The 25,630-nt window shown below is 67.5% G+C and carries 23 protein-coding genes and 1 riboswitch; of the genes, 22 read left to right on the top strand and 1 reads right to left on the bottom strand.

Going from position 1 to position 25,630, the window contains the following annotated elements; genetic code table 11:
• The first annotated feature begins 79 nt into the window (after positions 1–79).
• From ACJH71_RS06520 to ACJH71_RS06420, 21 genes are all read left to right on the top strand, one after another.
• Positions 80–379 carry a PE family protein gene (locus ACJH71_RS06520; protein WP_046283697.1) on the top strand — a complete coding sequence of 100 codons (300 nt, stop codon included), beginning with the start codon at positions 80–82 and terminating at the stop codon, positions 377–379.
• Positions 380–534: 155 nt separating this feature from the next.
• Complete coding sequence (locus ACJH71_RS06515; protein ID WP_406757185.1) at positions 535–834, top strand: WXG100 family type VII secretion target; 300 nt, start codon at positions 535–537, stop codon at positions 832–834.
• Positions 835–854: 20 nt separating this feature from the next.
• The gene (locus tag ACJH71_RS06510; protein ID WP_047317298.1) at positions 855–1,139 is read left to right on the top strand and encodes a WXG100 family type VII secretion target; all 285 of its coding nucleotides are present in this window, start codon (positions 855–857) and stop codon (positions 1,137–1,139) included.
• Positions 1,140–1,287: 148 nt separating this feature from the next.
• Complete coding sequence (locus ACJH71_RS06505) at positions 1,288–2,187, top strand: ESX secretion-associated protein EspG (protein ID WP_406757184.1); 900 nt, start codon at positions 1,288–1,290, stop codon at positions 2,185–2,187.
• Between the two features lie 183 nt (positions 2,188–2,370).
• Positions 2,371–3,885 carry a type VII secretion integral membrane protein EccD gene (gene eccD, locus ACJH71_RS06500; RefSeq protein ID WP_406757183.1) on the top strand — a complete coding sequence of 505 codons (1,515 nt, stop codon included), beginning with the start codon at positions 2,371–2,373 and terminating at the stop codon, positions 3,883–3,885.
• On the top strand, positions 3,863–5,680 hold the full coding sequence (locus ACJH71_RS06495) for a S8 family serine peptidase (RefSeq protein WP_406757182.1): 1,818 nt from the start codon (positions 3,863–3,865) through the stop codon (positions 5,678–5,680). The genes eccD and ACJH71_RS06495 overlap by 23 nt, the downstream gene beginning before the upstream one ends.
• Positions 5,677–6,846 carry a type VII secretion protein EccE gene (gene eccE / locus ACJH71_RS06490; RefSeq protein WP_406757181.1) on the top strand — a complete coding sequence of 390 codons (1,170 nt, stop codon included), beginning with the start codon at positions 5,677–5,679 and terminating at the stop codon, positions 6,844–6,846. The genes ACJH71_RS06495 and eccE overlap by 4 nt, the downstream gene beginning before the upstream one ends.
• Positions 6,847–6,878: 32 nt before the next feature.
• A complete protein-coding gene (gene eccA, locus ACJH71_RS06485; protein WP_406757275.1) occupies positions 6,879–8,669 on the top strand; it encodes a type VII secretion AAA-ATPase EccA in 1,791 nt (596 codons plus the stop codon).
• Positions 8,670–9,012: 343 nt separating this feature from the next.
• Positions 9,013–9,312 (top strand): PE family protein, encoded by a 300-nt coding sequence (locus tag ACJH71_RS06480; RefSeq protein WP_046286641.1) that lies wholly within the window; start codon positions 9,013–9,015, stop codon positions 9,310–9,312.
• A gap of 50 nt (positions 9,313–9,362) precedes the next feature.
• Complete coding sequence (locus tag ACJH71_RS06475) at positions 9,363–9,659, top strand: WXG100 family type VII secretion target (protein WP_406757180.1); 297 nt, start codon at positions 9,363–9,365, stop codon at positions 9,657–9,659.
• Positions 9,660–9,673: 14 nt separating this feature from the next.
• The gene (locus ACJH71_RS06470; protein ID WP_047317298.1) at positions 9,674–9,958 is read left to right on the top strand and encodes a WXG100 family type VII secretion target; all 285 of its coding nucleotides are present in this window, start codon (positions 9,674–9,676) and stop codon (positions 9,956–9,958) included.
• Positions 9,959–10,043: 85 nt separating this feature from the next.
• Positions 10,044–11,267 carry a PPE family protein gene (locus ACJH71_RS06465; RefSeq protein ID WP_406757179.1) on the top strand — a complete coding sequence of 408 codons (1,224 nt, stop codon included), beginning with the start codon at positions 10,044–10,046 and terminating at the stop codon, positions 11,265–11,267.
• Between the two features lie 3 nt (positions 11,268–11,270).
• Complete coding sequence (locus tag ACJH71_RS06460; RefSeq protein ID WP_406757178.1) at positions 11,271–12,575, top strand: PPE family protein; 1,305 nt, start codon at positions 11,271–11,273, stop codon at positions 12,573–12,575.
• Positions 12,576–12,580: 5 nt separating this feature from the next.
• On the top strand, positions 12,581–13,930 hold the full coding sequence (locus ACJH71_RS06455; RefSeq protein ID WP_406757177.1) for a PPE family protein: 1,350 nt from the start codon (positions 12,581–12,583) through the stop codon (positions 13,928–13,930).
• A gap of 126 nt (positions 13,931–14,056) precedes the next feature.
• A riboswitch (M-box (ykoK) riboswitch) is annotated at positions 14,057–14,242 on the top strand.
• A 437-nt stretch (positions 14,243–14,679) separates the two neighbouring features.
• The gene (locus ACJH71_RS06450; protein WP_406757176.1) at positions 14,680–15,891 is read left to right on the top strand and encodes a PPE family protein; all 1,212 of its coding nucleotides are present in this window, start codon (positions 14,680–14,682) and stop codon (positions 15,889–15,891) included.
• A 19-nt stretch (positions 15,892–15,910) separates the two neighbouring features.
• Positions 15,911–16,624, top strand: a complete 714-nt coding sequence (locus ACJH71_RS06445; RefSeq protein WP_406757175.1) for an MgtC/SapB family protein — start codon at positions 15,911–15,913, stop codon at positions 16,622–16,624.
• A gap of 56 nt (positions 16,625–16,680) precedes the next feature.
• Complete coding sequence (locus ACJH71_RS06440; RefSeq protein WP_406757174.1) at positions 16,681–17,604, top strand: sterol desaturase family protein; 924 nt, start codon at positions 16,681–16,683, stop codon at positions 17,602–17,604.
• A gap of 120 nt (positions 17,605–17,724) precedes the next feature.
• Positions 17,725–18,276 (top strand): LysM peptidoglycan-binding domain-containing protein, encoded by a 552-nt coding sequence (locus ACJH71_RS06435; protein WP_406757274.1) that lies wholly within the window; start codon positions 17,725–17,727, stop codon positions 18,274–18,276.
• A gap of 117 nt (positions 18,277–18,393) precedes the next feature.
• Positions 18,394–19,068, top strand: a complete 675-nt coding sequence (locus ACJH71_RS06430) for a hypothetical protein (protein WP_406757173.1) — start codon at positions 18,394–18,396, stop codon at positions 19,066–19,068.
• The gene (locus ACJH71_RS06425; RefSeq protein WP_406757172.1) at positions 19,065–19,565 is read left to right on the top strand and encodes a VOC family protein; all 501 of its coding nucleotides are present in this window, start codon (positions 19,065–19,067) and stop codon (positions 19,563–19,565) included. The genes ACJH71_RS06430 and ACJH71_RS06425 overlap by 4 nt, the downstream gene beginning before the upstream one ends.
• Before the next feature lie 52 nt (positions 19,566–19,617).
• Positions 19,618–21,069, top strand: coding sequence for an FAD-binding protein (locus ACJH71_RS06420; protein ID WP_406757171.1), 1,452 nt, complete (start codon positions 19,618–19,620; stop codon positions 21,067–21,069).
• Between the two features lie 81 nt (positions 21,070–21,150).
• Here ACJH71_RS06420 and ACJH71_RS06415 read toward each other — a convergent pair whose 3' ends face one another.
• Positions 21,151–23,085 (bottom strand): ABC transporter ATP-binding protein/permease, encoded by a 1,935-nt coding sequence (locus tag ACJH71_RS06415; protein WP_406757170.1) that lies wholly within the window; start codon positions 23,083–23,085, stop codon positions 21,151–21,153.
• A 184-nt stretch (positions 23,086–23,269) separates the two neighbouring features.
• On the opposite strand from ACJH71_RS06415, the gene secA2 reads away from it, so the two are divergent.
• Positions 23,270–25,630 (top strand): accessory Sec system translocase SecA2, encoded by a 2,361-nt coding sequence (secA2, locus tag ACJH71_RS06410; RefSeq protein WP_406757169.1) that lies wholly within the window; start codon positions 23,270–23,272, stop codon positions 25,628–25,630.

Raw genomic sequence — 25,630 nt, 5'->3', positions numbered from 1 at the left:
TGGCTACTCCCGGGCACTTTGAGCCCTTACGATCGACAGCGGAGAGATTGCTGACCGCGATCGATGAGGAGGGACTCGAATGTCGTTTGTGAATGCGCAGCCAGAAGCGTTGTCAGCTGCCGCTGCGAATCTCAGCGGTATCGGTTCGGCGTTGAACGCGCAGAACGCCGCCGCTGCCGCCCCGACCACCGGCGTGGTCCCGGCCGCTGCTGACGAGGTCTCGGCACTGACCGCGGCGCAGTTCGCTGCGCACGCGACGATGTACCAGCAGGTCAGCGCGCAGGCTGCGGCGATCCACGAGATGTTCGTGGCCACTCTCAACAGCAGTGCGACCTCCTACGCCGCCACCGAGGCAGCCAACGCTGCCGCGGCGGGCTGATCGGAGCCAACCGCATTACCGGCTACGGGCTGATGGAAGGGGAACCATTCATTCGTTCAAAGCCGGTCGTCGGTTACCGACGTAACCGGCGGCAATAACCCGTCAACTACGAAAAACAATCAGAAACAACGAACTTCAGACAAGGAGACAGTGCAGTGGCAACACGTTTTATGACTGATCCGGACGCGATGCGTTCGATGGCGGGCCGTTTTGATGTGCACGCGCAGACGGTGGAGGACGAGGCTCGTCGGATGTGGGCGTCCTCGACGAACATCTCCGGTGCGGGCTGGGGTGGTCTGGCGGAGCGGACCTCGATGGACACCATGGGTCAGATGCAGACCGCGTTTCGCAACATCGTGACCATGCTGCACGGTGTGCGTGATGGGCTGATTCGGGACGCGAACCACTACGAGCAGCAGGAAGCTGCGTCGCAGCAGATCCTGTCGGGCAGCTAGGCAGAGGGAGAAACACGAACATGTCGATCAATTACCAGTTCGGTGATGTGGATGCCCACGGTGCGTTGATTCGTGCGCAGGCTGCTTCGTTGGAGGCTGAGCATCAGGCGATCGTGCACGATGTGCTGGCTGCCGGTGATTTTTGGGGTGGTGCTGGTTCGGTGGCGTGCCAGGAGTTTGTGGCGCAGTTGGGTCGCAACTTCGCGGTGATCTACGAGCAGGCCAACAGCCACGGTCAGAAGGTGCAGTCGGCCGGCAACAACATGGCCAACACCGACGCCTCGGTGGGCTCCAGCTGGGCCTGAGCGCCCCGCAATTTCGCAGCGCGGCAGCACACCCGATCCACGGGTGTGCTGTCGCGTGCTGCAATTGGCGGGTGGTGCCGAGCGGTCGCGCCCTCTCGCGTGATCCAATAGCCAAGTACATCGACCAACCCGTAAGAGGAGGGTAGTGATGGACCCGAGCACTCGCACCGACATCACCGTCAACGTCGAGGGTTTCTGGATGCTGCAGGCGCTGCTGGACATCCGCCATGTTGCACCCGAGTTACGTTGTCGGCCTTATGTTTCCACTGACTCGAGTGACTGGTTGTCCGAGCATCCCGGCATGGCGGTGATGCGCGAGCAGGGCATCGTCGTCGACGACGAGGTCAACGAGACCGTCGCAGCACGAATGCGGGTGCTCGCGGCACCCGATCTCGAGGTGATCGCGCTGCTGTCGCTGGGCAAGCTGCGTTACGGGGTCATCGACGCCGAAGACCAGGAACCCGGCACCCGCGACATCCCCGACAACGAGTTCCGGGTGCTGTTGGCGCGGCGCGGTGAGCACTGGGTGTCGGCGGTACGCGTCGGCACCGACATCACCGTCGACGACGTCTCGGTGACCGACCCCGCCTCGATCGCCGCGCTGGTGATCGACGGTATGGAATCCATCCACCACGCTGACCCGGCCCAGATCACCGCGGTCAACGTGCCGATGGAGGAGATGCTGGAGGCCACCCAGAGCTGGCAGGATTCGGGTTTCAACATTTTCACCGGGGGAGACCTGCGCCGGATGGGAATCAGTGCCGCCACCGTCGCGGCGCTGGGACAGGCCTTGTCGGAGCCGGCGGCCGAAGCCGCGGTGTATGCGCGGCAATACCGCGATGACGCGAAGGGTCCGAGTGCCTCGGTGCTGTCGCTCAAAGACGGGTCAGGCGGCCGGATTGCGCTGTATCAGCAGGCGCGCACCGCAGGTTCGGGCGAAGCGTGGCTGGCGATCTGCCCGGCCACTCCGCAGCTGGTTCAGGTGGGCGTCAAGACCGTCCTGGACACCCTGCCCTACGGCGCCTGGAAAACGCATCGGAGGGTCTGACGGACCGCTCGTTAGGTCTGGGCGCCGAATGCCAAGTGTCGCACCGGAAAACTGCGAGTAAACGCGGGTCGTGCGAATAACATGAAGTGCCTTTAGAATTGGACTGACTTTAAAAATGACAAATTGCAAGGCGGCACCTATGGGCTCTATGGGGTCAGTATTCGTCGGTCAGGTGATGCACTCATGACCGCGGCGATCGAGTCGGGACAGGCGGGCGGCGACCTTGCTCCGTCGGCACCCCGGGCCGTGGTGGTCGGGGTCATGGCGGGCGAGGGTGTCCAGATCGGGACGCTGCTCGACGCCGACGCCCCGGTATCGGTGATGCTGGACCCGCTGCTGAAGGTGATCAACGGCCGGCTTGCCGAACTCGAAGAACCCACCCTGCAAGCCGAGGGCCGTGGCCGCTGGGTGTTGTGCCTGGTCGACGGCACGGCGCTGCGGCCGAACCAGTCGCTGACCGAACAGGACGTCTACGACGGCGACCGGTTGTGGCTGCGCTTCATCGAGGACCGGGAGCGGCGCTCGCCGGTCATCGAGCACATCTCCACCGCGGTCTCGGTCAACCTGGCAAAGCGATTCGCCCCGGTCGACGCGGCAACGGCCGTGCGCGTCGGGGTCTCGACCCTGTCGCTGGGTGTGCTGCTGGCCACCGGACTCCTCGCGGGCTGGCGCGTCCAGCACGACAGCTGGCTGACGGCCGGCTTCAGTGCGGGCCTGGCCTTCCTGGTGCTGATCGCCGCCGCACTGATCCTGATGCAGGCGCGCAACGCGTCCGACCGGCGCGTCGGTGACATTCTGCTGGCCACCGGCCTGATCCCCCTGGTGGTGGCGGCCGCGGCGGCGGTGCCCGGCGAGGTGGGCGCAGCGCATGCCGCGCTGGGCTTCGGTGTCGCCGGTATTGCGGCATTGGCTGTCATCCGGCTCACCGGGCGGCAGTTGGCCGCCTACTCGGCCGTTGCCACCATCAGCGTGGCCGTGATGTTCGCCTGCGTGCTGCGGATGCTGTTCCTGACCGGCGCGGTGACCCTCATGACGTGCGTGTACCTGGTCTGTGTGCTGGCTTACCAGTGGGCTCCGTCGCTGTCGCGGTGGCTGGCCGGGCTGCGGCTGCCGGTATTCCCGTCGGCCACCAGCCGCTGGGTGTTCGAGGCCCGCCCCGACCTGCCCACCACGGTGGTGACCACGCCCGGCGCCCCGCCGTCGCTGGAGGGGCCGGAGTCGGTTCGCGAAGTGGTGCTGCGCGCGGAACGGGCGCGGTCGTTCCTGACCGGCCTGCTGTCCGGGCTGGGCGTGCTGATTGCGGTGTGCATGACCGGGCTGTGCGACCCCCACTCGGACCGGTCGTGGCTGCCGCTGCTGCTGGCCGGCCTGACCGCGGGGTTCCTGGTGTTGCGGGGCCGTTCCTTCCGGGATCGCTTGCAGGCGGTCACGGTGACGCTGACCGGGCTGGTGATCGTCGCGGCCGTGGTGGTGCGATTCGCGGTGGTGCTGTGGACGCCCACGGCTCTGGTGGTCGGCGTGGCGGTGCTGGTGCTGGTTCCGATGTTCGGGCTGCTCTCCGCGGTGATCGTGCCGAACACCATCTACAGCCCGCTGTTCCGCAAGTTCGTCGAGTGGATCGAATACCTGTGCCTCATGCCGTTGTTCCCGCTGGCACTGTGGTTGATGAATACCTATGAAGCGATCCGGTACCGGTAGGGGCGTGCGTCGGCTGCAGCGCACCGCGGCCGCCGGCGCCGCGATGATCATGGTGGCCAGCGGCTCGCTGGCCGGTATGCCACCGGCCGGCGCCATCGAGCCGCCCGGGATCGACCCTGCGGCGCTGCCGCCGGACGGTACGCCCGGACCGCCGCAGACCATGCGGCAGACCTCGTACTGCACCGAGGTCGGGGTACTGCCGAACTCCGACTTCCGCGTGCAGCCGGCCTACATGGACATGCTCAACCTGCAGGAGGCCTGGAAATTCGGTCGCGGGGGAGGCGTCACCGTCGCCGTCATCGACACCGGCGTGAGCCCGCACCCGCGGCTGCCGAACCTGATCCCCGGCGGTGACTATGTGATGGCCGGCGGCGACGGTTTGTCGGACTGCGATGCGCACGGCACCTTGGTGGCCTCGCTGATCGCCGCGATGCCCGACAACGGGGTGGCCCCGTTGCCACCGCCCCGTCAGACTCGTCGGCCACCGTCGGTTCCCACCAACGAGCCGCCGCCACCGACGCCGTCGCCGGCGACGACCATCCTGGTGATGCCGCCGCCACAAGCGCCGCCGCCACCGCCTGTCGAGGGCGAGGAACCGGCTCCGGGCCAGGGCCCGGTACCCGCCCCCGCGCCGGCCCCCGCTCCCGCACCCGCTCCTGCTCCGGCACCTGGACCGGCGCCCGGGCCGGCCCCGGGGCCCGGCGCTGCAGCGTCGTCGACGCACACGCCCTCTGGCGCAAGCGCAGGTGCGGTGCGATCGGCCGGCTTCTCCGGTCAGGCCCGGACCGCGCCGGTCGACTTCCGCGCCCCGAGCGCACCGCCACCGGGCGGGGCGCCGGACGCGTTCAGTGGCATCGCGCCCGACGTGCAGGTGATCGCGATCCGGCAGTACAGCGCGGCCTTCGGGCCCAAGGAACCGTTCGCGGACGGACGTGACCCGCAGCTGCGGGAGAAGACCGACGGCATCCGCACCATGGCCCGGGCGATCGTGCACGCCGCCAACATGGGTGCGCAGGTCATCAACATCTCCTCAGCCATCTGCATGAACGTGCGCACGCTCATCGACCAGGCCGATCTGGGTGCGGCGGTGCGCTACGCCGCGGTGGAGAAGAACGCGGTGATCGTCGCCGCCGCCGGTGACGCCAGTTGGCGGGACTGCAAGCAGAACCCCGTCTACAACGCGATGCGCCCCGATGACCCCCGCGACTGGAACGGCGTCAACACCGTGGTGACCCCGGCCTGGTACGACGAGTACGTGTTGACCGTCGGCGCGGTCGATTCGGCGGGCGCACCGATGTCCAAGTCGAGTGTGGCCGGCCCATGGGTGTCGATCGCCGCTCCCGGTACCGACATCGAGGGGCTTTCGCCGCGCGACGACGGGCTGATGAACGCCGTCGACGGCCCGGAGAACTCGCTGCTGGTCCCGTCCGGGACGAGCTTCTCCACGGCGATCGTCTCCGGGGTGGTGGCCCTGGTGCGGGCCAAATACCCGGAACTGTCGGCACACCAGGTGATCAACCGGCTGATCCGGACCGCCCGGCCACCGGCGCGTGGCGTCGACAATGTGGTCGGTTACGGCATCGTCGACCCGGTCGCGGCACTGACCTGGGACGTCCCCGACGTTCCGGCCCAGCCGCCGGAGCGGCTGTCGGCACCGCTGCAGGTACCGCCGATGCCGCCCGAACGTGACATGACACCGGCCTGGGTCGCCGGAGCCGGGCTGTTGGCGGCGCTCGCGGCGGCCGGCGTGGCACTGGGAGTGGCAGCACTGCGACGATCGTCAAGGAACCGATGAAGGCACATCACGCACTAGGTCTGAACCTGTCTTGGATGCGGGTCACCGTGGTCTTTCTGATCGACGTGGGGATCCTGGTCCTCGCCGGTCGCTGGCCCGGTGACCCGAAGGCGGCTGACTACGTGTGGTGGTCCGGTGTCGCCGTCGCCGTGCTGGTCGCGCTCCTCGCGCTGCTCACCTATCGGCGGGTGCCGATCAGCACGATGTGGGCGGCCTGGGTGGCCGATCAGTTCACCGACCCCGACGCGGCGCTGCATCAGGGCCGTGGCGTGGCAATCGATCACCACCGGCGCTTCGGACGCGAGTCGGTCGGTGTCCGCGAGCACGAAGGCCGGCTGGTGACGGTCATCGCGGTGGGCGGGCGGGCCGCGTCGGTGACCGGCCGGCACGGCCGAGCTGCGGAGGCGACCCTGCCGGTGGAGCGCCTGGCCGCCGGGCTGCGCCAGTTCGACGTGCGGCTGGACAGCATCGATGTCGTGTCCGTCGGCACCCGCAAGGATCCGCGCGACGCCGACGACCCCGATGTCGAAGAGAACCCGTCGATGCCCGACCGCCGTCACACCTGGGTGGTGCTGCGGATGGACCCGCAGCACAACGTCAACGCGGTGGCCACGCGCGACTCACTGGCCGCCACCTTGGCGGCCGCCACCGAGCGACTGGCCGAGGAGATCGACGGCCGTCAGCTCAGCGCCCAGGTACTGCACGCCGACGAGTTCGACGCCGTCGACGAGGCGGTACTCGCAGGCCTCGATGCCACCCAGTTGCGGCACCGGTTGTTCCGCGACCGGCCGGCAGGTCAAGTCACCAACTTCTGGGTCTCGCCGAACGACATCAACCCGGAGAATCTCGAACATCTGTGGTACCCCGAGAGCGAAGCAACGGTGGTCACGGTGCGGCTCTCCCGCGGCGGGGGCCGAACCACCGAGATCTCGGTGTTGGCGCGCTATCACACTGCCGACAAGCCCAGCCGCAACGTGCGGTCCGCGCTGAACCGTTTCGTGGGCCGGCGCCAGCTGGAAGCCGTCTGCGCCAGCCTGCCGGCGCCCACCGCCCATCGGCGGATGTCGGTGCCGGGACGGGACTTGCAGGACGGTGAGCAGTTGCCGGTGTCGGTCGATGTGATCGAGGAGTACACACCCGCGGCGGCGGCTGGAGCGCGCGGGTGACCGGACCGGCGACGTCCGACGCGCGCAACGCGATGGTCGCGGGCATGCTGGCCTCCGGGATCTCGGTGAACGGACTGCAGCCGAGTCACAACCCGCAGGTCGCGCTGCAGATGTTCACCACGGCCAGCTCCATCGACCCGAGCATGTGCGATGCCTGGCTGGCTCGGGTGCTAGCCGGTGACTCCGACATCGAGACGCTGGGGAACGCCTGGCGGACGGTTCGGACGTTCGGTTGGGAGACCCGGCGACTGGGCCTGTCCGACTTGGAGTTCCGCCCGGAAGTCTCCGACGGCATGTTCCTGCGCCTGATGGTCACCAGCGTGGAGTCGCTGGCCGCCGCGTATGCCGCGGCGCTGGCCGAAGCCAAGCGCTACGACGAGGCGGCGAAGCTGCTCGACGGCATCGAGCCGCGGAACCCCTTCGAAACCGAACTGGTCAGCTACGTGCGGGGTCTGTTGTACTTCCGGACCGGACGCTGGCCGGACGTGCTCAAGCAGTTCCCGGCAGCGGCGCCCTGGCGCCAGCCCGAACTCAAGGCCGCGGCGGCGGCGATGGCCACCACTGCGCTGGCCTCGCTGGGGGTGTTCGAGGAGGCGACGCGGCGGGCTCAGGAGGCCATCGAGGGCGACCGCGTGCCCGGCGCCGCAAACGTCGCGCTCTACACCCAGGGCATGTGTCTGCGCCATCTGGGCCGCGAGGACGAGGCCGCCGAGTTGCTGCGCCGGGTTTATTCGCGGGACTCCAAATTCACGCCCGCGCGCGAGGCACTGGACAATCCCGACTTTCGCCTGGTGCTGACCGACCCGGAGACCATCGAGGCCCGCACCGATCCGTGGGATCCCGACAGTGCCCCGACCCGTGAACAGGCCGAAGCCGATCGGCACGCCGAAGAGGCCGCCCGGTACCTGGCCGAGGGCGATGCGGAGCTGGCCGCCATGCTTGGCATGGAGCAGGCCAAGCGGGAGATCAAGCTGATCAAGGCGACCACCAAGGTGAATCTGGCGCGCGCCAAGATGGGGCTGCCGGTTCCGGTGGCCTCGCGGCACACCCTGTTGCTCGGCCCGCCCGGCACCGGCAAGACTTCGGTGGCCCGGGCCTTCGCCAAACAGTTGTGCGGCCTGACCGTGCTGCGCAAACCACTGGTGGTGGAGACCAACCGCTCCAAGCTGCTGGGCCGCTACATGGCCGACGCGGAGAAGAACACCGAGGAACTGCTCGAAGGCGCGCTCGGTGGTGCGGTGTTCTTCGACGAGATGCACACCCTGAACGAGCGGGGCTACAGCCAGGGCGACGCGTACGGCAACGCGATCATCAACACGTTGCTGCTCTACATGGAGAATCACCGCGACGAACTGGTGGTGTTCGGTGCCGGCTACGCAAACGCGATGGAGCGGATGCTGGAGGTCAACCAGGGACTGCGGCGCCGCTTCTCGACGGTGATCGAGTTCTTCAGCTACACCCCGCCCGAACTGCTGGAACTGACCAAGATGATGGGCGCGGAGAACGAGGACGTGGTCAGCGACGAGGCTGTCGAGGGACTGCTGCCGTCCTATGAGAAGTTCTACGCCGACGAGAACTACTCCGAGGACGGCGATCTGATCCGGGGCATCGACGTGCTGGGCAACGCCGGTTTCGTCCGCAATGTCGTGGAGAAGGCCCGCGATCACCGCAGTTTCCGTCTCGATGATTCCGAATTGGACGCGGTGCTCTCCGGCGATGTCACCGATTTCAGCGAGGAATGGCTGCATAAGTTCAGGGAATTGACCCGCGAGGACCTCGCCGAAGGACTCAGCGCGGCGGTTGCCGAGAAGAAGCCGTCCTGAACTAACAGTCGCCCGACAGTCGATTCACAGGGTAAGGACCGCTTGTCTGGGTTGACGCTCACCGGTACCGATGCCACCATTGCGCAGGTAAGGGGCCGGTGCTTTTGCCCGGCTCAGTTGGTCTCTGTCGGTGTCAGGAGGTGAGGACGAGAGTTGTGTCCCGGCGATAATTCCCGCTCGGAATCGGCGACTGATTGGTCCCGATCCGACTCCGGCACCGTTTCTGTTATTTGAACCATGTTGCGTTGAGCACGCTCCGGTACGACGTCGTCACGGGGCCTCGGCTCGTCGCAGTCGGTGAGCGTCGGTCGTGCTGCGGCCGGCATTCTTGGAGGAGAGTCCCATGACTTTTGTGAACACCCAGCCGGAGGCGCTGACGGCGGCTGCGGGCAATCTGGCCGCCATCGGTTCGGCGCTCAGTGCTCAGAACGCGGCGGCGGCAACGCCGACCACGGGTGTGGTGCCGGCCGCTGCTGACGAGGTTTCGGCGCTGACCGCTGCGCAGTTCGCCGCGCACGCCAGCATGTACCAGGCCATCAGCGCCCAGGCGGAGGCCATCCACCAAGCGTTCGTGGCCACCTTGAACACCAGCGCCAACACCTACGCAGCGACCGAGGCGGCCAACGCCGCGTCGGCCGGATAGTTCCAAATACCTTTACATCTCAACAACTTTCAAGAATCGAGGAAACAAACATGGCAACACGTTTTATGACCGATCCGGACGCGATGCGTTCGATGGCGGGCCGTTTTGATGTGCACGCGCAGACGGTGGAGGACGAGGCTCGTCGGATGTGGGCGTCCTCGACGAACATCTCCGGTGCGGGCTGGGGTGGTCTGGCCGAGCGGACCTCGATGGACACCATGGGTCAGATGCAGACCGCGTTTCGCAACATCGTGACCATGCTGCACGGTGTGCGGGATGGGCTGATTCGGGACGCGAACCACTACGAGCAGCAGGAAGCTGCTTCCCAGCAGATCCTGTCGAGCTAGAAGGAGAACCGCAGATGTCGATTAACTACCAGTTCGGTGATGTGGATGCTCACGGTGCGTTGATTCGTGCGCAGGCTGCTTCGTTGGAGGCTGAGCATCAGGCGATCGTGCACGATGTGCTGGCTGCCGGTGATTTTTGGGGTGGTGCTGGTTCGGTGGCGTGCCAGGAGTTTGTGGCGCAGTTGGGTCGCAACTTCGCGGTGATCTACGAGCAGGCCAACAGCCACGGTCAGAAGGTGCAGTCGGCCGGCAACAACATGGCCAACACCGACGCCTCGGTGGGCTCCAGCTGGGCCTGATCGGCCGAAACGCGCTGGGGCGCAAGTAATTTTCACCAGCTGATCGGAAATCCGCCCGGTGGTCGATTGACCAAAGGGGACTGGCATGGATTTCGGGCTATTGCCGCCGGAGATCAACTCGGGCCGGATGTATTCCGGCCCGGGTTCCGGTCCCTTGTTGGCTGCTGCCGCCGCGTGGGATGCCCTGGCCGGGGAGTTGACGTCCACCGCGGCGTCATACAGCTCGGTGGTCTCCAGTCTCACCGGTGATGTCTGGTCCGGCCCGACGGCGGCATCGATGGCTTCGGCCGCGCAGCCCTACGCGGGCTGGATGGGCAGCACCTCCGCGCAGGCCCAGCAGACCGCCGTGCAAGCCCGGGTCGCCGCTGCTGCATACGACGTCGCCTTCGGTGCGACGGTCCCGCCACCGGTCATCGCGGCGAACCGTAGCCTGCTCCTGTCCCTGATCGCCACCAACATCCTGGGCCAGAACACCCCGGCTATCGCGGCCACCGAGCTGGAATACGCCGAGATGTGGGCCCAGGATGCGGGAGCTATGTACGGCTACGCCGGCGCGTCGGTCGGCGCCACCGCCCTGCCGCCGTTCGCCACACCGCCGCAGACCACCAACCCAGCCGGTCTGCAGGCCCAGTCCGCGGCAGCGACCCAGGCGGCCGGGGGAGCCGGAGCCGAGACTCAGTCGTCGTTAGCCCAACTGATCTCGATGGTGCCCCAGGCGCTGCAGAGTATGGCGCTATCGGGGTCGGCCCAGGCGGATCCGACCGCGATCCTTGATTTCCTGGCCGGCCCGCTGTCGCCGATCTCGCTGTTCGGTATCGGCGGTATCCCGTACTTGCTGGCGATCCAGTGCGTGCTGCTGCCGATGAACGGGGCGAATGTCGTCTCCTCGGTCAACCGGGCGCTGGGACCCAAACCCTGGCTCGAGGGGCCGCAGGCACTACCGGCAGGAGCGCTGGCGGGAAACCGATTGGTCGGCGCCCCGGTGGTGTCAGCGGCGTCGGGCAACGGCGGCTGGATCGGGCGACTGGCGGTGCCGCAGGGCTGGATAGCGCAGACCCCGACCGCGAAGGCGGTCGCCGCGGTATTTCCCGAAGCCGGCCCGGGAGCCGTTGCGGCAATTGCCGCGGAGGGCGAAAGCGGACTGGCCGGCGACCTGGCTCTAGGCGGTCTGGCCGCGCGGGCCATGAGTGCCACCGGGGCAGCCGCCGGGCGCGGGGAAGGCGGGGCCACCGGACTGGCGGCGTCGAGCAAGCCCAGTAAGCCGAGTAAGGCGACCATCATCGTGATTCCCCCGTCCGCGGCGGACTGATCCGTGTCGGGCGGGGAGTTCGCAGCCTTGCCACCGGAGGTGAACTCTGCGCGGATGTACGCGGGTCCGGGAACCGGCTCGATGCTGGTCGCGGCCGCGGCATGGCGCGGGCTGGCCGGGGAGCTCAGCGCTGCGGCTTCGGCCTACCAACAGGTGGTCTCCGGCCTCACCGGGCAGAGCTGGTTCGGTCCGGCATCGCAGTCGATGGCTGCCGCGGCTGCGCCGTACGCGAACTGGCTCGCCACCACCGCGGTATCGGCGGAGCAGGCGGCGAGCGCGCTGCTGCGGTCCGTGAGCGATTTCGAGCAGGCGTTCGCAGCGACGGTGCCGCCCACGGCGATTGCCGCCAACCGCAGCCTGTTGGCGGTCCTGGTTGCCTCCAACGCGGTGGGGCAGAACGCGGCCTCGATCGCCGAGACCGAGGCCGACTACAACCAGATGTGGTTGCAGGACGCGATGGCAATGTACGGCTACGCGGCCCGCTCGACAGCCGTGACAGCCGTGACAGCCGTGGCGCCGTTCACCGCGCCGCCACCGGTCGTTGACCCGGCCGCGTTACCCGCCCAGGGTGTCGCAACGGGACTGGCCTCCTCGGACAGCACGCATTCCCAGCTGTCGGAGATGCTCGGCGCGATTCCGCACGATTTGCAGGGCCTTTCCGCCGCGGGAAGTGCGCAGGCCGCGCCGAGCGACCCGGTGTCGCAGACCGCGTCCTATATCGAGACTTTGGCGCGGTCGGTCTTGCCCGCCAACGACACCAACATCTCGGTGCTCTACGGGATGGGCCAGTATGCGCGCAACCTCAACACCGACCTCGACATTTCCCAGGCCACCGGCGGCCGAGCCGGATTCGGTTCCGGTACAACGATCTCCACCGCGATCGAATCCACGTCAATCAGGGCCGGCGCCCGGCCGGTGGTGGCTGCGAGCACCGGAACCGCGGGTGCGGTCGGAAAGCTTGCGGTCCCGTCGGCCTGGACCGACTCGGTGCCCGAGGTAGGGACCACTGCGACCTCCGCGCCCGCGACGCCACCGGCAGCCGCGGCAGCCCTTGCACGCCCTGGCGTCGGGGTGGCGGCGGCTGCTGTCGGCGGGCGCGCAGGCCACAGGAGCGGGCGGGCCGAGAGCCATAGCGAGTGGACCACCGCTGAGCTCCTCGGAACCAACGAGGTGCGGCACTGGCATGCCGAACCGGGCGAGCTCAAGGGCCTGCTGGGCGAGGTGGCCACACAACCCGGTGTCCATGAGGTGTACTTCGACGCCGATCAACAGCCGGGCTCGTGCGAAGGTCCCGGGCACGGGGGGTGACCGAGATGGATTTCGCCGTGCTGCCGCCGGAGGTCAATTCCGGACGCCTGTATACCGGGCCGGGCTCGGCGCCGATGCTGGCTGTCGCGACCGCGTGGGCACAGGTGGCATCCGAAACCGCTTCGGCTGCCGGGGTTTATCAGTCGGTGCTGACGGGATTGCTGGACGAGGGGTGGCTGGGACCAGCCGCGGGCTCGATGGCCGCCGCCGTCGCACCGTACGTGGAGTGGCTCAATGCGAGCGCGGCGCTCGCTGAACAAGCCGCGGCCCGCGCCACCGCGGCGGCGGCAGCCTTCGAAGAGGCGTACTCGGCTATTGCGCCGCCACCGGTGATAGCAGCTAACCGCAGTGCGCTGGAGCCGCTGGTCGCAACGAACGTTTTCGGCCAGAACAGTGCAGCCATCGCGGCGCTCGAGGCCGAGTATGCACACCTGTGGGTTCAGGACGCCGCGGCCATGTACGCCTATGCGGCCCAGTCAGCGGCCGCGACCGAGCTGACCCCGTTCACCCAGCCGCCGGCCACCACCGACCCCTCGGGGTTGGGCGGGCAGGCGGCGGCGGTCGCCCAAGCGACCGCAAACAGCGAGCTGTCGCGGTTGATCAGTGCGATCCCGCAGGCGTTGCACGGGCTTGGTCAGGCGGCGGCTTCGCTGTCGCCCCCGACGGCTCAGGCGAGCGCGCCAACCCTGTCACAACTCGTCTCCTACTTGTTGATCCTGCCGAAGAGCATCGTGCCGTTCAACGACGCCATCAAATCCGTTCTGTACGGCATGATCCAATACTCCCGCAATCTCACCACCGACCTGGACATCGCGGCGGCTACCGGAGGAAGTGCTGGATTCGGTTCTGGGGCTTCGGCATTGGCTGCTTCAGGGCAGACCATGGTACCGCTGGCCACCGGCGCCGGGTCGGTATCCTCGCCCCCGAGTGCGGCGGGAACGGTTGGCAGGCTCAGCGTTCCGCCGAGCTGGACGTCGACCGCGCCGGTGGCCAAGCTGGCCGCCGCCGCGGTGCCGGCCGCCGGGGTAGTGGGGGCGCCAGCCGCTGCGGCCGCCGCGGCCGGGATCCCCACCGGCGTGTTCGCTGATATGACGCTGGCGAGCCTGGCGGGAAGGGCGCTCACCGGCGCAGCCCCGCGCGGCGGGCCCGCCGCGGCTATGAACGGACATGCACAGAGCCGACTAGAACGCCTGGTCACCGAGCTGGCCGGCACCACCGACGTGCAGCACTGGCACGTCGACCCCAACCGCCTCGACAGCCTGCTCGAGGAACTCGCCGAGCAGCCCGGCGTGCACGCCGTTCACGTCAACCCGGACGGTCACAGCGGTGCCGGAACGGATCGGCAGCCGGGCTGACTCCGGTGCGACTTCTCTTGTGAGGGCAAGCTCTTTCGTATCCGGCGCGGGCCCGTGGACGGCGGCTTGCCGGCGACCCGCCGCGTCCGATTGACCCTGTCACCGCACTGGTGCACTATGGTTAAGCAAGCACCTCGTTAGGTGAGGCGTCTGCACGGATATAGGCCACTGACCCCGAACGTCGAAAGACGCCCCGGGTCAGGACAGCTCCTCCCGGATTAAGGGTTGAGCCCAAGTGGCTTCCGGGTTTGCACATTTGCGCAGGCCAGGACACGCCGTGCAGTGCCGAAGCTCTGACGAGAGGGGTGCGGATCTCGGCTGTCGCCGGGTAACTTCACCTCGTCGTGCATACGTGCAGGCACCCGCGCGTGCCCAGGCCGAGAGGAGGTGAGAGCGACATTGAGTCCGAGTGATAGTTCCTATCCGAGATCGATGTTCGTCTCCTTCGATCTCGGTACTGCTTTCACCATCTGATTCGCACCGGCGCTGAACTCGTCGACTGGCGTACCTTTCCGAAGCGGAAGGCGCCAGGCTTCGGCATGCCCTGAAATTGCTTGGTAGCTCGATCTTTTCGTCGAGCAGGTGAGCGGTTCGGCATGACTGGCTCCGGCATGTCGCTATGACCGCTGTCCCGATTTCTCCGGCCGTCTGAATTACGGCTGCAACGCATATCGGGCATCGAGCGTGCCTGCACAACCCACCCAAAGACCAGCAATTCACGGCGAAAACCATCAAAAGGGAGCAATACCATGGACTTCGGAGCATTCCCGCCGGAAATCAACTCAGCGCGTATCTACACCGGGCCCGGTTCGGGACCGATGATGGTCGCCGCCGGCGCCTGGGACAAGATGGCCGCCGAGCTCAGCTCGGCCGAGGCCGCCTACCAGGGCGTCATCAACGGACTCGTCAGCGAAGGCTGGATGGGGCCGGCGTCCAACGCGATGGCCGCTGCGGCCGCACCTTATGCGGTGTGGATGGGCGCCACCGCCGCCAAGGTAGAGCAGGCGGCCATGCAGGCCAAGGCGGCGGCCGCGGCGTTCGACGCGGCATACGCGATGACGGTTGCACCGCCGCTGATCGTCGCCAACCGGTCCCAGCTCGCGGCACTGGTGGCCACCAACTTCCTCGGCCAGAACGCCGCGGCGATTGCGGCCACCGAGGCGCAGTACGGCCAGATGTGGGCCCAGGACGCCGCTGCGATGTACGGCTACGCGGCGTCGTCGGCGGCAGCCACCAAGGTCACGCCGTTCACCTCGCCGCGTGAGGTCGCCGATCCGTCGGCGCAGGGCGCGCAGCAGGGCGCGGTCAGCCAGGCCGCCGGTACGGCCGCCACGTCGAATGCGCAATCCGCAGCATCCCAGGCGCTTGCGAACACGCCGAACACACTGCAGAGCCTCGCGTCGCCCACCCAGCCGTCGGCGCCTGCTTCATTGATCGACTGGCTCGCCAGCTTCTTGGGTGTGGAGCCTGGCGATGTGGCGAACGGCGCCACCAACCTCATGAGCAGCTCGTTCAGTCCGATGGCCGCGGCCGGGATCTCCAGCTTCGCTGCCGACATGGCGGTGGTGCGTGGTGCTGCCATCGCCGCCGGTGACCCGCTGGGCTTGGGTGCCATCGACCCGTTCACGCCGATGCTCGGCGGGCTGGGCGCTGGATTGGGCAACGGAATGCACGGGTTGGGTGGTCTGGGCACCGCCTCGGCGAGCATGGGCCACGCCGCATCAGTCGGTGCACTGTCGGTTCCGCAGACGTGGGCTGCCGCCGTACCGGCTACCGCAGCTCCGGGTACCTCGGTCGCGGCCACCGGCTGGACGGTCGCCGCGCACGCACCGGAGGCCGGCGCCGCCGGTATGCCCGGTGTGCCGCTGGCGGGCGCCGGACAGGGCCGCAACTACGGTTTCGCCGCCCCGCGGTACGGCTTCAAGCCCACGGTCATGGCTCGGCCGGTGGTCGCCGGGTGACTGTGGGAGGCTGAAGTCCATGCAGACGCTGACCGTCGCCGAGTTCACGTTGCGACTGGCTGTCGGGTTGGGCTGCGGTGCGCTGATCGGGCTGGAAAGACAGTGGCGCGCGCGGATGGCGGGGCTGCGTACCAATGCGCTGGTGGCCGCCGGCGCAACGCTGTTCGTGCTGTACTCGATCGCTGCGGATGACACCAGCTCCACCCGCGTCGCATCGTATGTGGTGTCCGGGGTGGGTTTCCTCGGTGGCGGGGTCATCCTGCGTGAAGGATTCAACGTTCGCGGCTTGAACACCGCGGCCACGCTGTGGTGCTCGGCTGCGGTCGGTGTGCTGGCTGCAGCGGGGAACCTGCTGTTCGCGGTGATCGGGACCGGCGCGATCGTCGGTACCCACGTGTTGCTGAGGCCGCTGGGTCGGCTCATCGACCGTGATCAGCACGTGGAGGAAGACGAACCGCAGTCGCCGTATGAGGTGCAGGTGATCTGCCGGCCGAAGTCCGAGAAGTACCTGCGCGCCCAGATCGTGCAACATACCGCCAGTAACGACCTGATTCTGCGGGGGATTCACACCGTCCGCGCCGGCGAGGACAACATTGCCCTCACCGCGTCCATGCTGTCGGACAGCCGGGCGCCGGACCGGCTTGAGCGACTGGTCGGCGAACTGTCTCTGCAGCCGGGCGTCTACGCGGTGCAGTGGCACGCCGAGGACCAGTCGTCGTTGTCATCGGACTGATCGGGGGTGCCGCCGAGTCCGGCATCGCTAGGCTGGTGATCCGGAGGTAGCAGGCGGTGGATGCGATCGCGGGTGTGTGGTCGGCGTTGCCCGGGCCGATGCGTGACCCGGTTATATTCGCCGTGCCTTTTTTCCTCCTGCTGCTGAGCCTGGAATGGTTCGCCGCGCGCAAGCTCGAGCAGTTCGACTCACAGGGTGTGCCCGCCGGTGCCTATCGCACCGAGGACGCCTGGGCGAGCATCTCGATGGGCCTGGTGTCCATGGCCACCACCGCGGCGTGGAAGTTCGTCGCGCTGCTCGGCTACGCGGCGATCTACACGTATGTGGCGCCGTGGCATCTGTCGCCCGCGCGCTGGTACACCTGGGTGATCGCACTGGTCGGTGTGGACCTGCTCTACTACAGCTACCACCGCATCGCGCATCGGATCCGGTTGATCTGGGCGACGCACCAGGCGCACCACTCCAGCCGCTACTTCAACTTCGCCACCGCGCTACGCCAGAAGTGGAACAACAGTGGCGAGATCTTGATGTGGATTCCCTTGCCACTGTTGGGCATTCCTCCGTGGATGGTGTTCGCCAGCTTTTCGGTGAGCCTGGTCTACCAGTTCTGGGTGCACACCGAGCGAATCGACAAACTGCCGCGGGCAGTCGAGTTCGTCTTCAACACTCCGTCGCACCACCGGGTGCACCACGGCATGGACCCCGAGTACCTGGACAAGAACTACGGCGGAATCCTCATCATCTGGGATCGGATGTTTCGCAGCTTCGCTCCCGAGCGGTTTCGACCGCACTATGGGCTGACCAAGCCGGTCGACACCTTCAACATCGTGACCCTGCAATTCCACGAGTACGCCTCGATCGTCGCCGATGTACGCGGCGCGACCCGGTGGCGCGACCGGCTGGGCTACATCTTCGGGCCGCCCGGCTGGCAGCCCATGGCCGCGGAACCGGCCGGAGCTCCGGTACCGAGACCGCGCTGACGTAATGCGGGGCACTCCGGCGGGTGTTCGCCTAGGCTGACTAACGTCGCATCCGAGCGACAACGCCCGACGATTCAGGTCGCGGCGTGCCGATGAGAAGGGGACAACGTGGCACAGAGCTTGGGAGACACGCTCACTGCAGGAAAGAAACTCGTCAAGGGCGAGTCGCTGACCTCCAACAACGGGGCCTACACCCTGACGCTGCAGGAGGACGGCAACCTGGTGTTGGCGGCGCGAGGCAAAGCCATCTGGTCATCGGGCACCAATGGCAACGACGTGGTGCGTGCCGAGGTGCAGACGGACGGCAACTTTGTGCTGTACACCGCCGACAAGCCGATCTGGCACACCGACACCAAGGGCAAGAAGGACGTCAAGCTGGTCCTGCAGGACGACCGCAACGTGGTGCTCTACGCCGCCGACGGCGCGGCCTGGTCCACCAAGACCGAGACCGACGCCCCGCCGCCCGAGGAGCCCAAGGCCGAAGAGGCTCCGGCTCCCGTGGAGGAGGCAGCACCCGCGGCGCGCACGTACACCGTGGTCGCCGGTGACACCCTGTTCGCCATCGCCGAGCGGTTCTACGGTGACGGCAACAAGTACCCGCAGATCGCCGAGGCCAGCGGCATCGCCAACCCCGACCTGATCCACCCCGGTCAGGAGCTGACGATCCCCTGATCGCCGCGCAACGCCGCCGCGGCGGCCCGGATCCCCAGGGGCCGGGCCGCCGCGCTGCGCCATGGTGGCATGGTCCGGCCGGACCGAAACCCGGCCCTCAACGATAGGAGTCGACGGTTGCGCAGGCTCGTTGCGCGGGTGCTGGCGGTGCTGTTGGGGGTCGGCGCGGCTGCCGCCGGCCCGACCGTCGCCACGGCCCGAGCCGATCGAGTGCTGGTGTTCCCGGGGATGGAGATCCGCCAGGACACCCATGTCTGCACTCTCGGCTACGTCGACCCGCTGCTGCGGGTGGCCTTCACCGCCGGTCATTGTCGGGGGAGCGGAATCGTCACCGACCGGGGCGGCACGGTGATCGGTCGGTTGGCGACCTTTCGTGACAACACGCCCAATGGTTCGACGGTCAACACCGACCAGGTGATCGCCGATTACGAGGCGATCGAGTTGGCCGACGACGTCGATGTCAACGATGTCCTGCCGGATGGTCGGCACCTGCAGGCCGGCCCGGACGACAGCCTTGAGCCCGGCGAGCCGGTCTGCCACTTCGGCATTGTCACCGGAGAAACCTGCGGCACCGTCGAGCGGATCAACAACGGCTGGTTCACCATGAGTCGCAGTGTTCGCAGTCAGCAGGGCGACTCCGGCGGTCCGGTGTATGCGCTGCGCGACGGTGGCTCGGCCCGGATTGTCGGACTGTTCAACAGCATGTGGGGCGACTACCCCGCCGCGGTGTCGTGGCCGGCGATCTCCCAGCAGGTCCGCGAAGACGTCGGCGTGCCGACCCCGCTGTCGTGACGCCTACGCCGCGCCCGCCCATCCAGATCGCCTGGGTCACAGGTGATCTCGATGCCACGGCATCGATGCTGACCGCGCTGCTGGGCGTGCGGAAATGGGTCCGTATGCCGGGGGTGCACTTCGCCCCGGACACCTGCAGCTACCTGGGTGAGCCGGCCGATTTCGTCGCCGACATCGCGTTGAGCTATGCCGGAGACATGCAATTGGAGCTGATCGCACCGGTGCGCGGGCGCAGCCTCTACGACGACTTCCTCCGTGACCGCGGGCCGGGCCTGCACCACGTCTGCATCGAGGCCGAGGACCCCGCGACCTTCGAAGTTATGCTGAACGACGCCGCCGAGCAGGGCGCCCAGGTCGTTGCCCGGGGCGTGATGCCCGGAGGCATGCAATTCGCGTACGTCTCAGCTCCGGACGCCGGCATCCCCTACCTGGAGATCGCCTACATCCCAGCCGAGATCCGAGCGGTCTTCGACTACATCAAACAGGAGCAGCGGTGAACACCGCAGCGGCGCCGATGACGAGCGCCGGCGACGAAGAGGAGTGGCGGCAATGAGCACCCAGATCCCGGACATCACCAGTGCCGAAACGGTTTCGGAGTGGTCCGACGAGTTCGACGTCGTGGTGATCGGCTTCGGCATCGGTGGCGGCTGCGCGGCCGTCACCGCGGCGGCAGCCGGGGCCCGGGTGCTGGTGCTGGAGCGGGCCGCCGAGGCCGGCGGCACGACCGCCATGGCCGGCGGTCACTTCTACCTCGGCGGGGGCACCGCGGTCCAGCAGGCCACCGGGCATGCCGACTCTGCCGACGAGATGTACAAGTACCTCGTCGCGGTGTCGCGCGAACCCGAGCACGACAAGATCCGGGCCTATTGCGACGGCAGCGTCGAGCACTTCAACTGGCTTGAAGACCTGGGCATTGCGTTCGAGCGCAGCTACTACCCGGAGAAGGCCGTGATCCAGCCCAACACCGAGGGGCTGATGTTCACCGGCAACGAGAAGGTGTGGCCGTTTCTGAACGAGGCCGTTCCGGCCCCGCGTGGGCACAAGGTCCCGGTGCCCGGTGACACCCAGGGCGCCAAGATGGCGATCGATCTGCTGCTCAAGCGGGCCGACAGCCTCGGCGTGACGATCCGCTACGAAACCGGTGCCACCGGTCTGGTCACCGACGCCGCCGGCGCCATCGTGGGTGTCACGTGGAAGCACTTCACCGAAAGCGGTGTCATCAAGGCGAAGTCGGTGGTGATCGCCGCCGGTGGCTTCGTGATGAATCCGGAGATGGTCGCCCAGTACACGCCGAAGCTGGCGGAGAAGCCGTTCGTGCTGGGCAACACCTACGACGACGGCCTGGGCATCCGGATGGGGATGTCGGCGGGCGGCGCCACCAAGCACATGGACCAGATATTCATCACCGCGCCGGTCTACCCGCCCTCGATCCTGCTCACCGGGATCATCGTCAATAAAGAGGGCAAGCGCTTCGTCGCCGAGGACTCCTACCACTCACGCACCTCGGGGTTCGTCATGGACCAGCCCGACAGCGCGGCGTTCCTGATCGTCGACGAGTCCCACATGCGCAAGCCGCAGGTGCCCTTGGTTCCCCTGATCGACGGGTGGGAGACGGTGCCGGAAATGGAAGCCGCACTAGGCATTCCGGAAGGAAACCTGGTGGCCACCCTGGACCGTTACAACACCCACGCGGCGCAGGGACAGGACCCGGACTTCCACAAGCAGCCGCCGTTCCTGGCTCCGCAGGACACCGGACCGTGGGGTGCGTTCGACCTGTCGCTGGGCAAGGCGATCTACGCCGGCTTCACCATCGGCGGGCTGGCGACCTCGGTGGACGGCGAAGTGTTGCGCAGCGACGGCCAGCCGATCCCGGGCCTCTACGCCGCCGGGGCCTGTGCGGCCAACATTGCCCAGGACGGCAAGGGCTATGCCAGTGGAACCCAATTGGGGGAGGGCTCGTTCTTCGGCCGCCGCGCCGGGGAGCACGCGGCAACCCGCTAGCGCCCCGCCCTACGCGCCCAGCGTCCCTACCCCCGTCGAGCGTGAAGGTGGCTTCACGTTCGGCGAAGGGGGAGGCGGCGGCTAGACCGGACTGAGGTCCCAGCGGCCCTGGCCGAGCAGCTCCAGCACGTGCTTGTGGTGCTGGCGGACCGTGTGGCGGTGGCTCACGCTGACCAGGATGGTGTCGGGCAGCTCGGAGCGCAGCAACCGATACAGCGTCAGCTCCAGCCCCTCGTCGAGGGCCGATGTCGACTCGTCGAGGAACGCGGCCTTGGGCTGGGTCAACAGGATTCGGGCGAATGCCACGCGCTGCTGCTCACCGGGTGAGAGCACCTTGGCCCAGTCCTCGACGTCGTCGAGCCGGTCGAGAAGATTCGGCAGTGACACCTTGACCAACGCCTCGGTGATCTCGGCGTCGGAGACCTCGCCGACCGACAGCGGGTAGGAAACCACCGCGCGCAGGTCGCCCAGCGGGATGTAGGGCAGCTGCGAGATGAACATGGTGGCGTTGACCGCATCGGGGCGCCGCAGGGTTCCCGACGCGTACGGCCACAACTGGGCCAGGCTGCGCAGCAGCGTCGTCTTGCCGCTGCCCGACGGTCCGGCGATCATCAGGGCGTCACCGATGCCCAGCTGCACGTCGAGCGCTTCGATCAGCGGGACACCCTCGGGGTTGCGCACCTCGACACCCTCGAGGGCCACCGTGCCGTCCGGGCTGGGCTTGACCAGCAGCTCGGGAAGGTCCCGGGCCTCGCGGTTGGCTTCCACCAGCCCGTGCAGACGAATGATCGAGGCCCGGTAGCCGGCGAAGTTGTCGTAGGCGTTGCGGAAGAACGACAGTGAGTCAGAGATGTTGCCGAACGCCGAGGCGGTCTGCGCCACCCCGCCGAACATGATCTGCCCGGAGAACAGCCGTGGCGCCTGGATCACCCAGGGCAGCGGCACGATCGCCTGGCTGACCGACAGGTTCCAGCCGGAGAACCCGATGGTCCGGTTCACGAACTTCAGATAGTTGGCGATGATCGCGCGGAACCGCGTCCGCAGCTGGACCCGCTCGGCCAGCTCGCCCCGGTAGAACGCCACCGATTCGGCGGCGTCGCGCACGCGCACCAGCGCGTACCGGAAGGCGGCGTTGGTGAGCTCATTGCGGAAGCTCAACCGGATCAGGGGACGGCCGATCCAGAACGCGACGACGGTCGCGATGGCCACGTAGACCAGCACGATCAAGAACATCGCCCGCGGAATGTCGAACCCGAACACGGTCAGCGTGCCCGACAGGTTCCACAGGATGGCGGTGAACGACACCACCGTGACCATGGACTGCACGGCGCCGAACAACAGCGTGCTGCCGGTGCCGTTGGCCGGTGCGTTGACGTTGGCGCCGTTGCCCGCGGTGAAGATGTCGATGTCCTGCTGAATGCGCTGGTCCGGGTTGTCGATCGCGCCTTCGATAGCTTCGCCGACGGCCGGGTCGAGCGGTGTCTTGACGAAGTGGGCCCGGTAGTAGGCCCGCCCGTCCAACCAGTCCCCGGTCAGTCGCTCGGTGAGCCAGCTGCGCCAGTTCACCATGAAGTGCTGGGTCAGATAGATGTCGAGCATCACCCGTGCCACGTGCAGCACGGCCATCACGCTGAAGATGCCGATCGACATCCAGAATCCGTGTACGCCCGACTGCTTGATGGCCTCGTCGCCCCCGGCGGCGCCCTGGAAGGCGGTCTGCAGCGACGAGTACATGTCGTTGCCCTGGAAGCTGAACAACACGTTGAGCCGGACGGCGGTGATCACCGACAGCAGCAGCACGCCCAGCATCAGCCAGACGCGGAGGCTCTCCCGCCCGGTGAAGTAGGCGCCGCTGATCTCCCAGAACTGGCGTCCCCATCGGGTGCTGACCCGCAGCAGGGCGGCCACAGCGAGCACGCTGACGGCGCTGATGGTCCAGGCCAGGGCGATCCACACCAGGGAATCGGGCAGCGCGTGCGCCCAGTCGATGGATGGGTTGAACAGCTTCGAGTCCACTGCCGATGTCTCCTTGCCGTTCGTTATCGCCACAATCGCGTCGCGGCCGGTATCCGAATCGAGAAATCCCGTGCGAAACCTACCGCAGCAGTGCGGCGTCGCGCCGGATAAGCCTTGCCCGTCACCCCGCCGACGCGATGGTGCCCCCGGCTTGCAGGCGGTGGCCACCGCGTACCGTTGTGCTGTGGCTAACACCTCCAAGACTGTCTCCGCAACGCGAACCAAATCGGGTCGGCTCAGCGGGAAATTCTGGAAATTGCTGGGCGCCAGCACCGAGAAGAACCAGAGTCGTTCGATGGCCGAGGTCACGGCCGCCGGCGAGTACGCCAAGAAGGCGGCCGGGCTCGACGATGAGCAGCTGCGCAAAGCCGCGCAACTGCTCAAACTCAAGGAGCTGGCCGACGCCTCGGACATCCCGCAGTTCTTGGCAATCGCCCGCGAGGCCGCCGAGCGCAGCATCGGGCAGCGCCCGTTCGATGTTCAGCTGCAGGGCGCGCTGCGGATGCTGGCCGGCGATGTGGTCGAGATGGCCACCGGTGAGGGCAAGACGCTCTCCGGCGCGATCGCCGCCGCCGGCTACGCCATCGGTGGCCGGCACGTGCACGTGGTCACCATCAACGACTACCTGGCCCGCCGCGACGCCGAGTGGATGGGCCCCCTGCTGGAGGCTCTCGGGGTCACCGTCGGGTGGATCACCGAAGACTCCACGGCAGCCGAGCGCCGTGCGGCCTACCAGTGCGACGTCACCTACGCGTCGATCAACGAGATCGGTTTCGACGTGCTGCGGGATCAGCTGGTCACCGATGTCGACGACCTGGTCTCGCCCAACCCCGACGTGGCGCTGATCGACGAGGCCGACTCGGTGTTGGTCGACGAGGCGCTGGTGCCGCTGGTGCTGGCCGGCACCACCCACCGGGAGACGCCCCGGATGGAGATCGTCGAGCTGGTCGGACGACTCAAGCCCGGAGTGGACTACGACTCCGACGAGGACCGGCGCAACATCCACCTCACCGAGGTGGGGGCGAATAAAGTCGAGAAGGCGCTCGGTGGCATCGACCTGTACTCCGAGGAGCACGTGGTCTCCACGCTGACCGAGGTCAATGTCGCTCTGCACGCACACGTGCTGTTGCAGCGCGACGTGCACTACATCGTCCGCGACGGCAAAGTGCAGTTGATCAATGCCTCGCGCGGCCGGATCGCCGCCCTGCAGCGCTGGCCGGACGGCCTGCAGGCCGCGGTGGAGGCCAAGGAAGGCATCGAGACCACCGAGACCGGTGAGGTGCTCGACACCATCACGGTGCAGGCGCTGGTCAACCGGTATCCGACCGTGTGCGGCATGACCGGTACTGCGTTGGCGGCCGGTGAACAGTTGCGGCAGTTCTATCAGCTGGGGGTCTCGCCGATCCCGCCGAACATGCCCAACATCCGCGAGGACGAGGCGGACCGGGTCTACATCACCGCCGCGGCCAAGAACGACGCGATCGTGGCCCACATCGTCGAGGTGCACGCCACCGGACAGCCGGTGCTGGTCGGCACCCACGACGTCGCCGAGTCCGAGGAACTGCACGAGCGGCTGCGCAAGCGCGGTGTTCCGGCGGTGGTCCTCAACGCCAAGAACGACGCCGAAGAGGCCACGGTGATCGCCGAGGCCGGCAAGCTCGGGGTGGTCACCGTCTCCACCCAGATGGCCGGCCGCGGCACCGACATCCGCCTGGGCGGGTCCGAAGAGGCCGACCACGACGCGATCGTCGAACTGGGCGGGCTGCACGTGATCGGTACCGGCCGACAGCACACCCAGCGCCTCGACAATCAGCTGCGGGGCCGGGCCGGCCGTCAGGGGGACCCGGGGTCGTCGGTGTTCTTCTCCAGCTGGGAAGACGAGGTCGCCGCGACCAACCTGGAAGCCAACAAGCTCCCGACCGAGACCGACGACGACGCGCGGATCCTCAGTCCCAAGGCCTCCGGGTTGCTCGACCACGCGCAGCGCATCGCCGAGGGCAAGCTGCTCGACATCCACGCCAACACCTGGCGGTACAACCAGCTGATCGCCCAGCAGCGCACCATCATCGTGGAGCGGCGCAACACGCTGCTGTCCACCCCGGCCGCTCGCGAGGAGCTGGCCGAGCTCACCCCGAAGCGCTACGCCGAGTTGAAGGCGCAGCTGGGGCAGAACGGGGAAGACGGCGAAGCCAAGCTGGAGAAGATCTGCCGGCTGATCATGCTCTATCACCTGGACCGCGGCTGGGCCGACCACCTCGCGTACCTGGCCGACATCAGGGAGAGCATCCACCTGCGTGCGCTGGGCCGGCAGAACCCGCTCGACGAATTCCACCGGTTGGCACTCGACGCGTTCGCCTCGCTGGCCGCCGACGCCATCGAGGCCTCCCAACAGACGCTGGAGACCTCGGATTCGATCGAGTCCGAGCCGGGTATCGACCTGTCGAAGCTGGCGCGGCCCACCTCGACGTGGACCTACATGGTCCGGGACAACCCGCTGAGTGACGACAGCATGGACGCACTGAGCCTGCCCGGGATCTTCCGCTAG

The organism is Mycobacterium sp. SMC-15, from assembly GCF_045310925.1.
Classification (GTDB): Bacteria; Actinomycetota; Actinomycetes; order Mycobacteriales; family Mycobacteriaceae; genus Mycobacterium.
Note: the sequence above shows the minus strand (reverse complement) of the source record. Positions and strands in the feature narration are given on the sequence as shown.

Bases quoted from the DNA above. Each gene is read 5' to 3' on its own strand.
- ACJH71_RS06520 (WP_046283697.1), top strand. From the start codon at position 80: ATGTCGTTTGTGAATGCGCAGCCAGAAGCGTTGTCAGCTGCCGCTGCG.
- ACJH71_RS06510 (WP_047317298.1), top strand. From the start codon at position 855: ATGTCGATCAATTACCAGTTCGGTGATGTGGATGCCCACGGTGCGTTG.
- ACJH71_RS06505 (WP_406757184.1), top strand. From the start codon at position 1,288: ATGGACCCGAGCACTCGCACCGACATCACCGTCAACGTCGAGGGTTTC.
- eccD (WP_406757183.1), top strand. From the start codon at position 2,371: ATGACCGCGGCGATCGAGTCGGGACAGGCGGGCGGCGACCTTGCTCCG.
- ACJH71_RS06495 (WP_406757182.1), top strand. From the start codon at position 3,863: ATGAAGCGATCCGGTACCGGTAGGGGCGTGCGTCGGCTGCAGCGCACC.
- eccE (WP_406757181.1), top strand. From the start codon at position 5,677: ATGAAGGCACATCACGCACTAGGTCTGAACCTGTCTTGGATGCGGGTC.
- eccA (WP_406757275.1), top strand. From the start codon at position 6,879: ATGGTCGCGGGCATGCTGGCCTCCGGGATCTCGGTGAACGGACTGCAG.
- ACJH71_RS06480 (WP_046286641.1), top strand. From the start codon at position 9,013: ATGACTTTTGTGAACACCCAGCCGGAGGCGCTGACGGCGGCTGCGGGC.
- ACJH71_RS06475 (WP_406757180.1), top strand. From the start codon at position 9,363: ATGGCAACACGTTTTATGACCGATCCGGACGCGATGCGTTCGATGGCG.
- ACJH71_RS06470 (WP_047317298.1), top strand. From the start codon at position 9,674: ATGTCGATTAACTACCAGTTCGGTGATGTGGATGCTCACGGTGCGTTG.
- ACJH71_RS06465 (WP_406757179.1), top strand. From the start codon at position 10,044: ATGGATTTCGGGCTATTGCCGCCGGAGATCAACTCGGGCCGGATGTAT.
- ACJH71_RS06455 (WP_406757177.1), top strand. From the start codon at position 12,581: ATGGATTTCGCCGTGCTGCCGCCGGAGGTCAATTCCGGACGCCTGTAT.
- ACJH71_RS06450 (WP_406757176.1), top strand. From the start codon at position 14,680: ATGGACTTCGGAGCATTCCCGCCGGAAATCAACTCAGCGCGTATCTAC.
- ACJH71_RS06445 (WP_406757175.1), top strand. From the start codon at position 15,911: ATGCAGACGCTGACCGTCGCCGAGTTCACGTTGCGACTGGCTGTCGGG.
- ACJH71_RS06420 (WP_406757171.1), top strand. From the start codon at position 19,618: ATGAGCACCCAGATCCCGGACATCACCAGTGCCGAAACGGTTTCGGAG.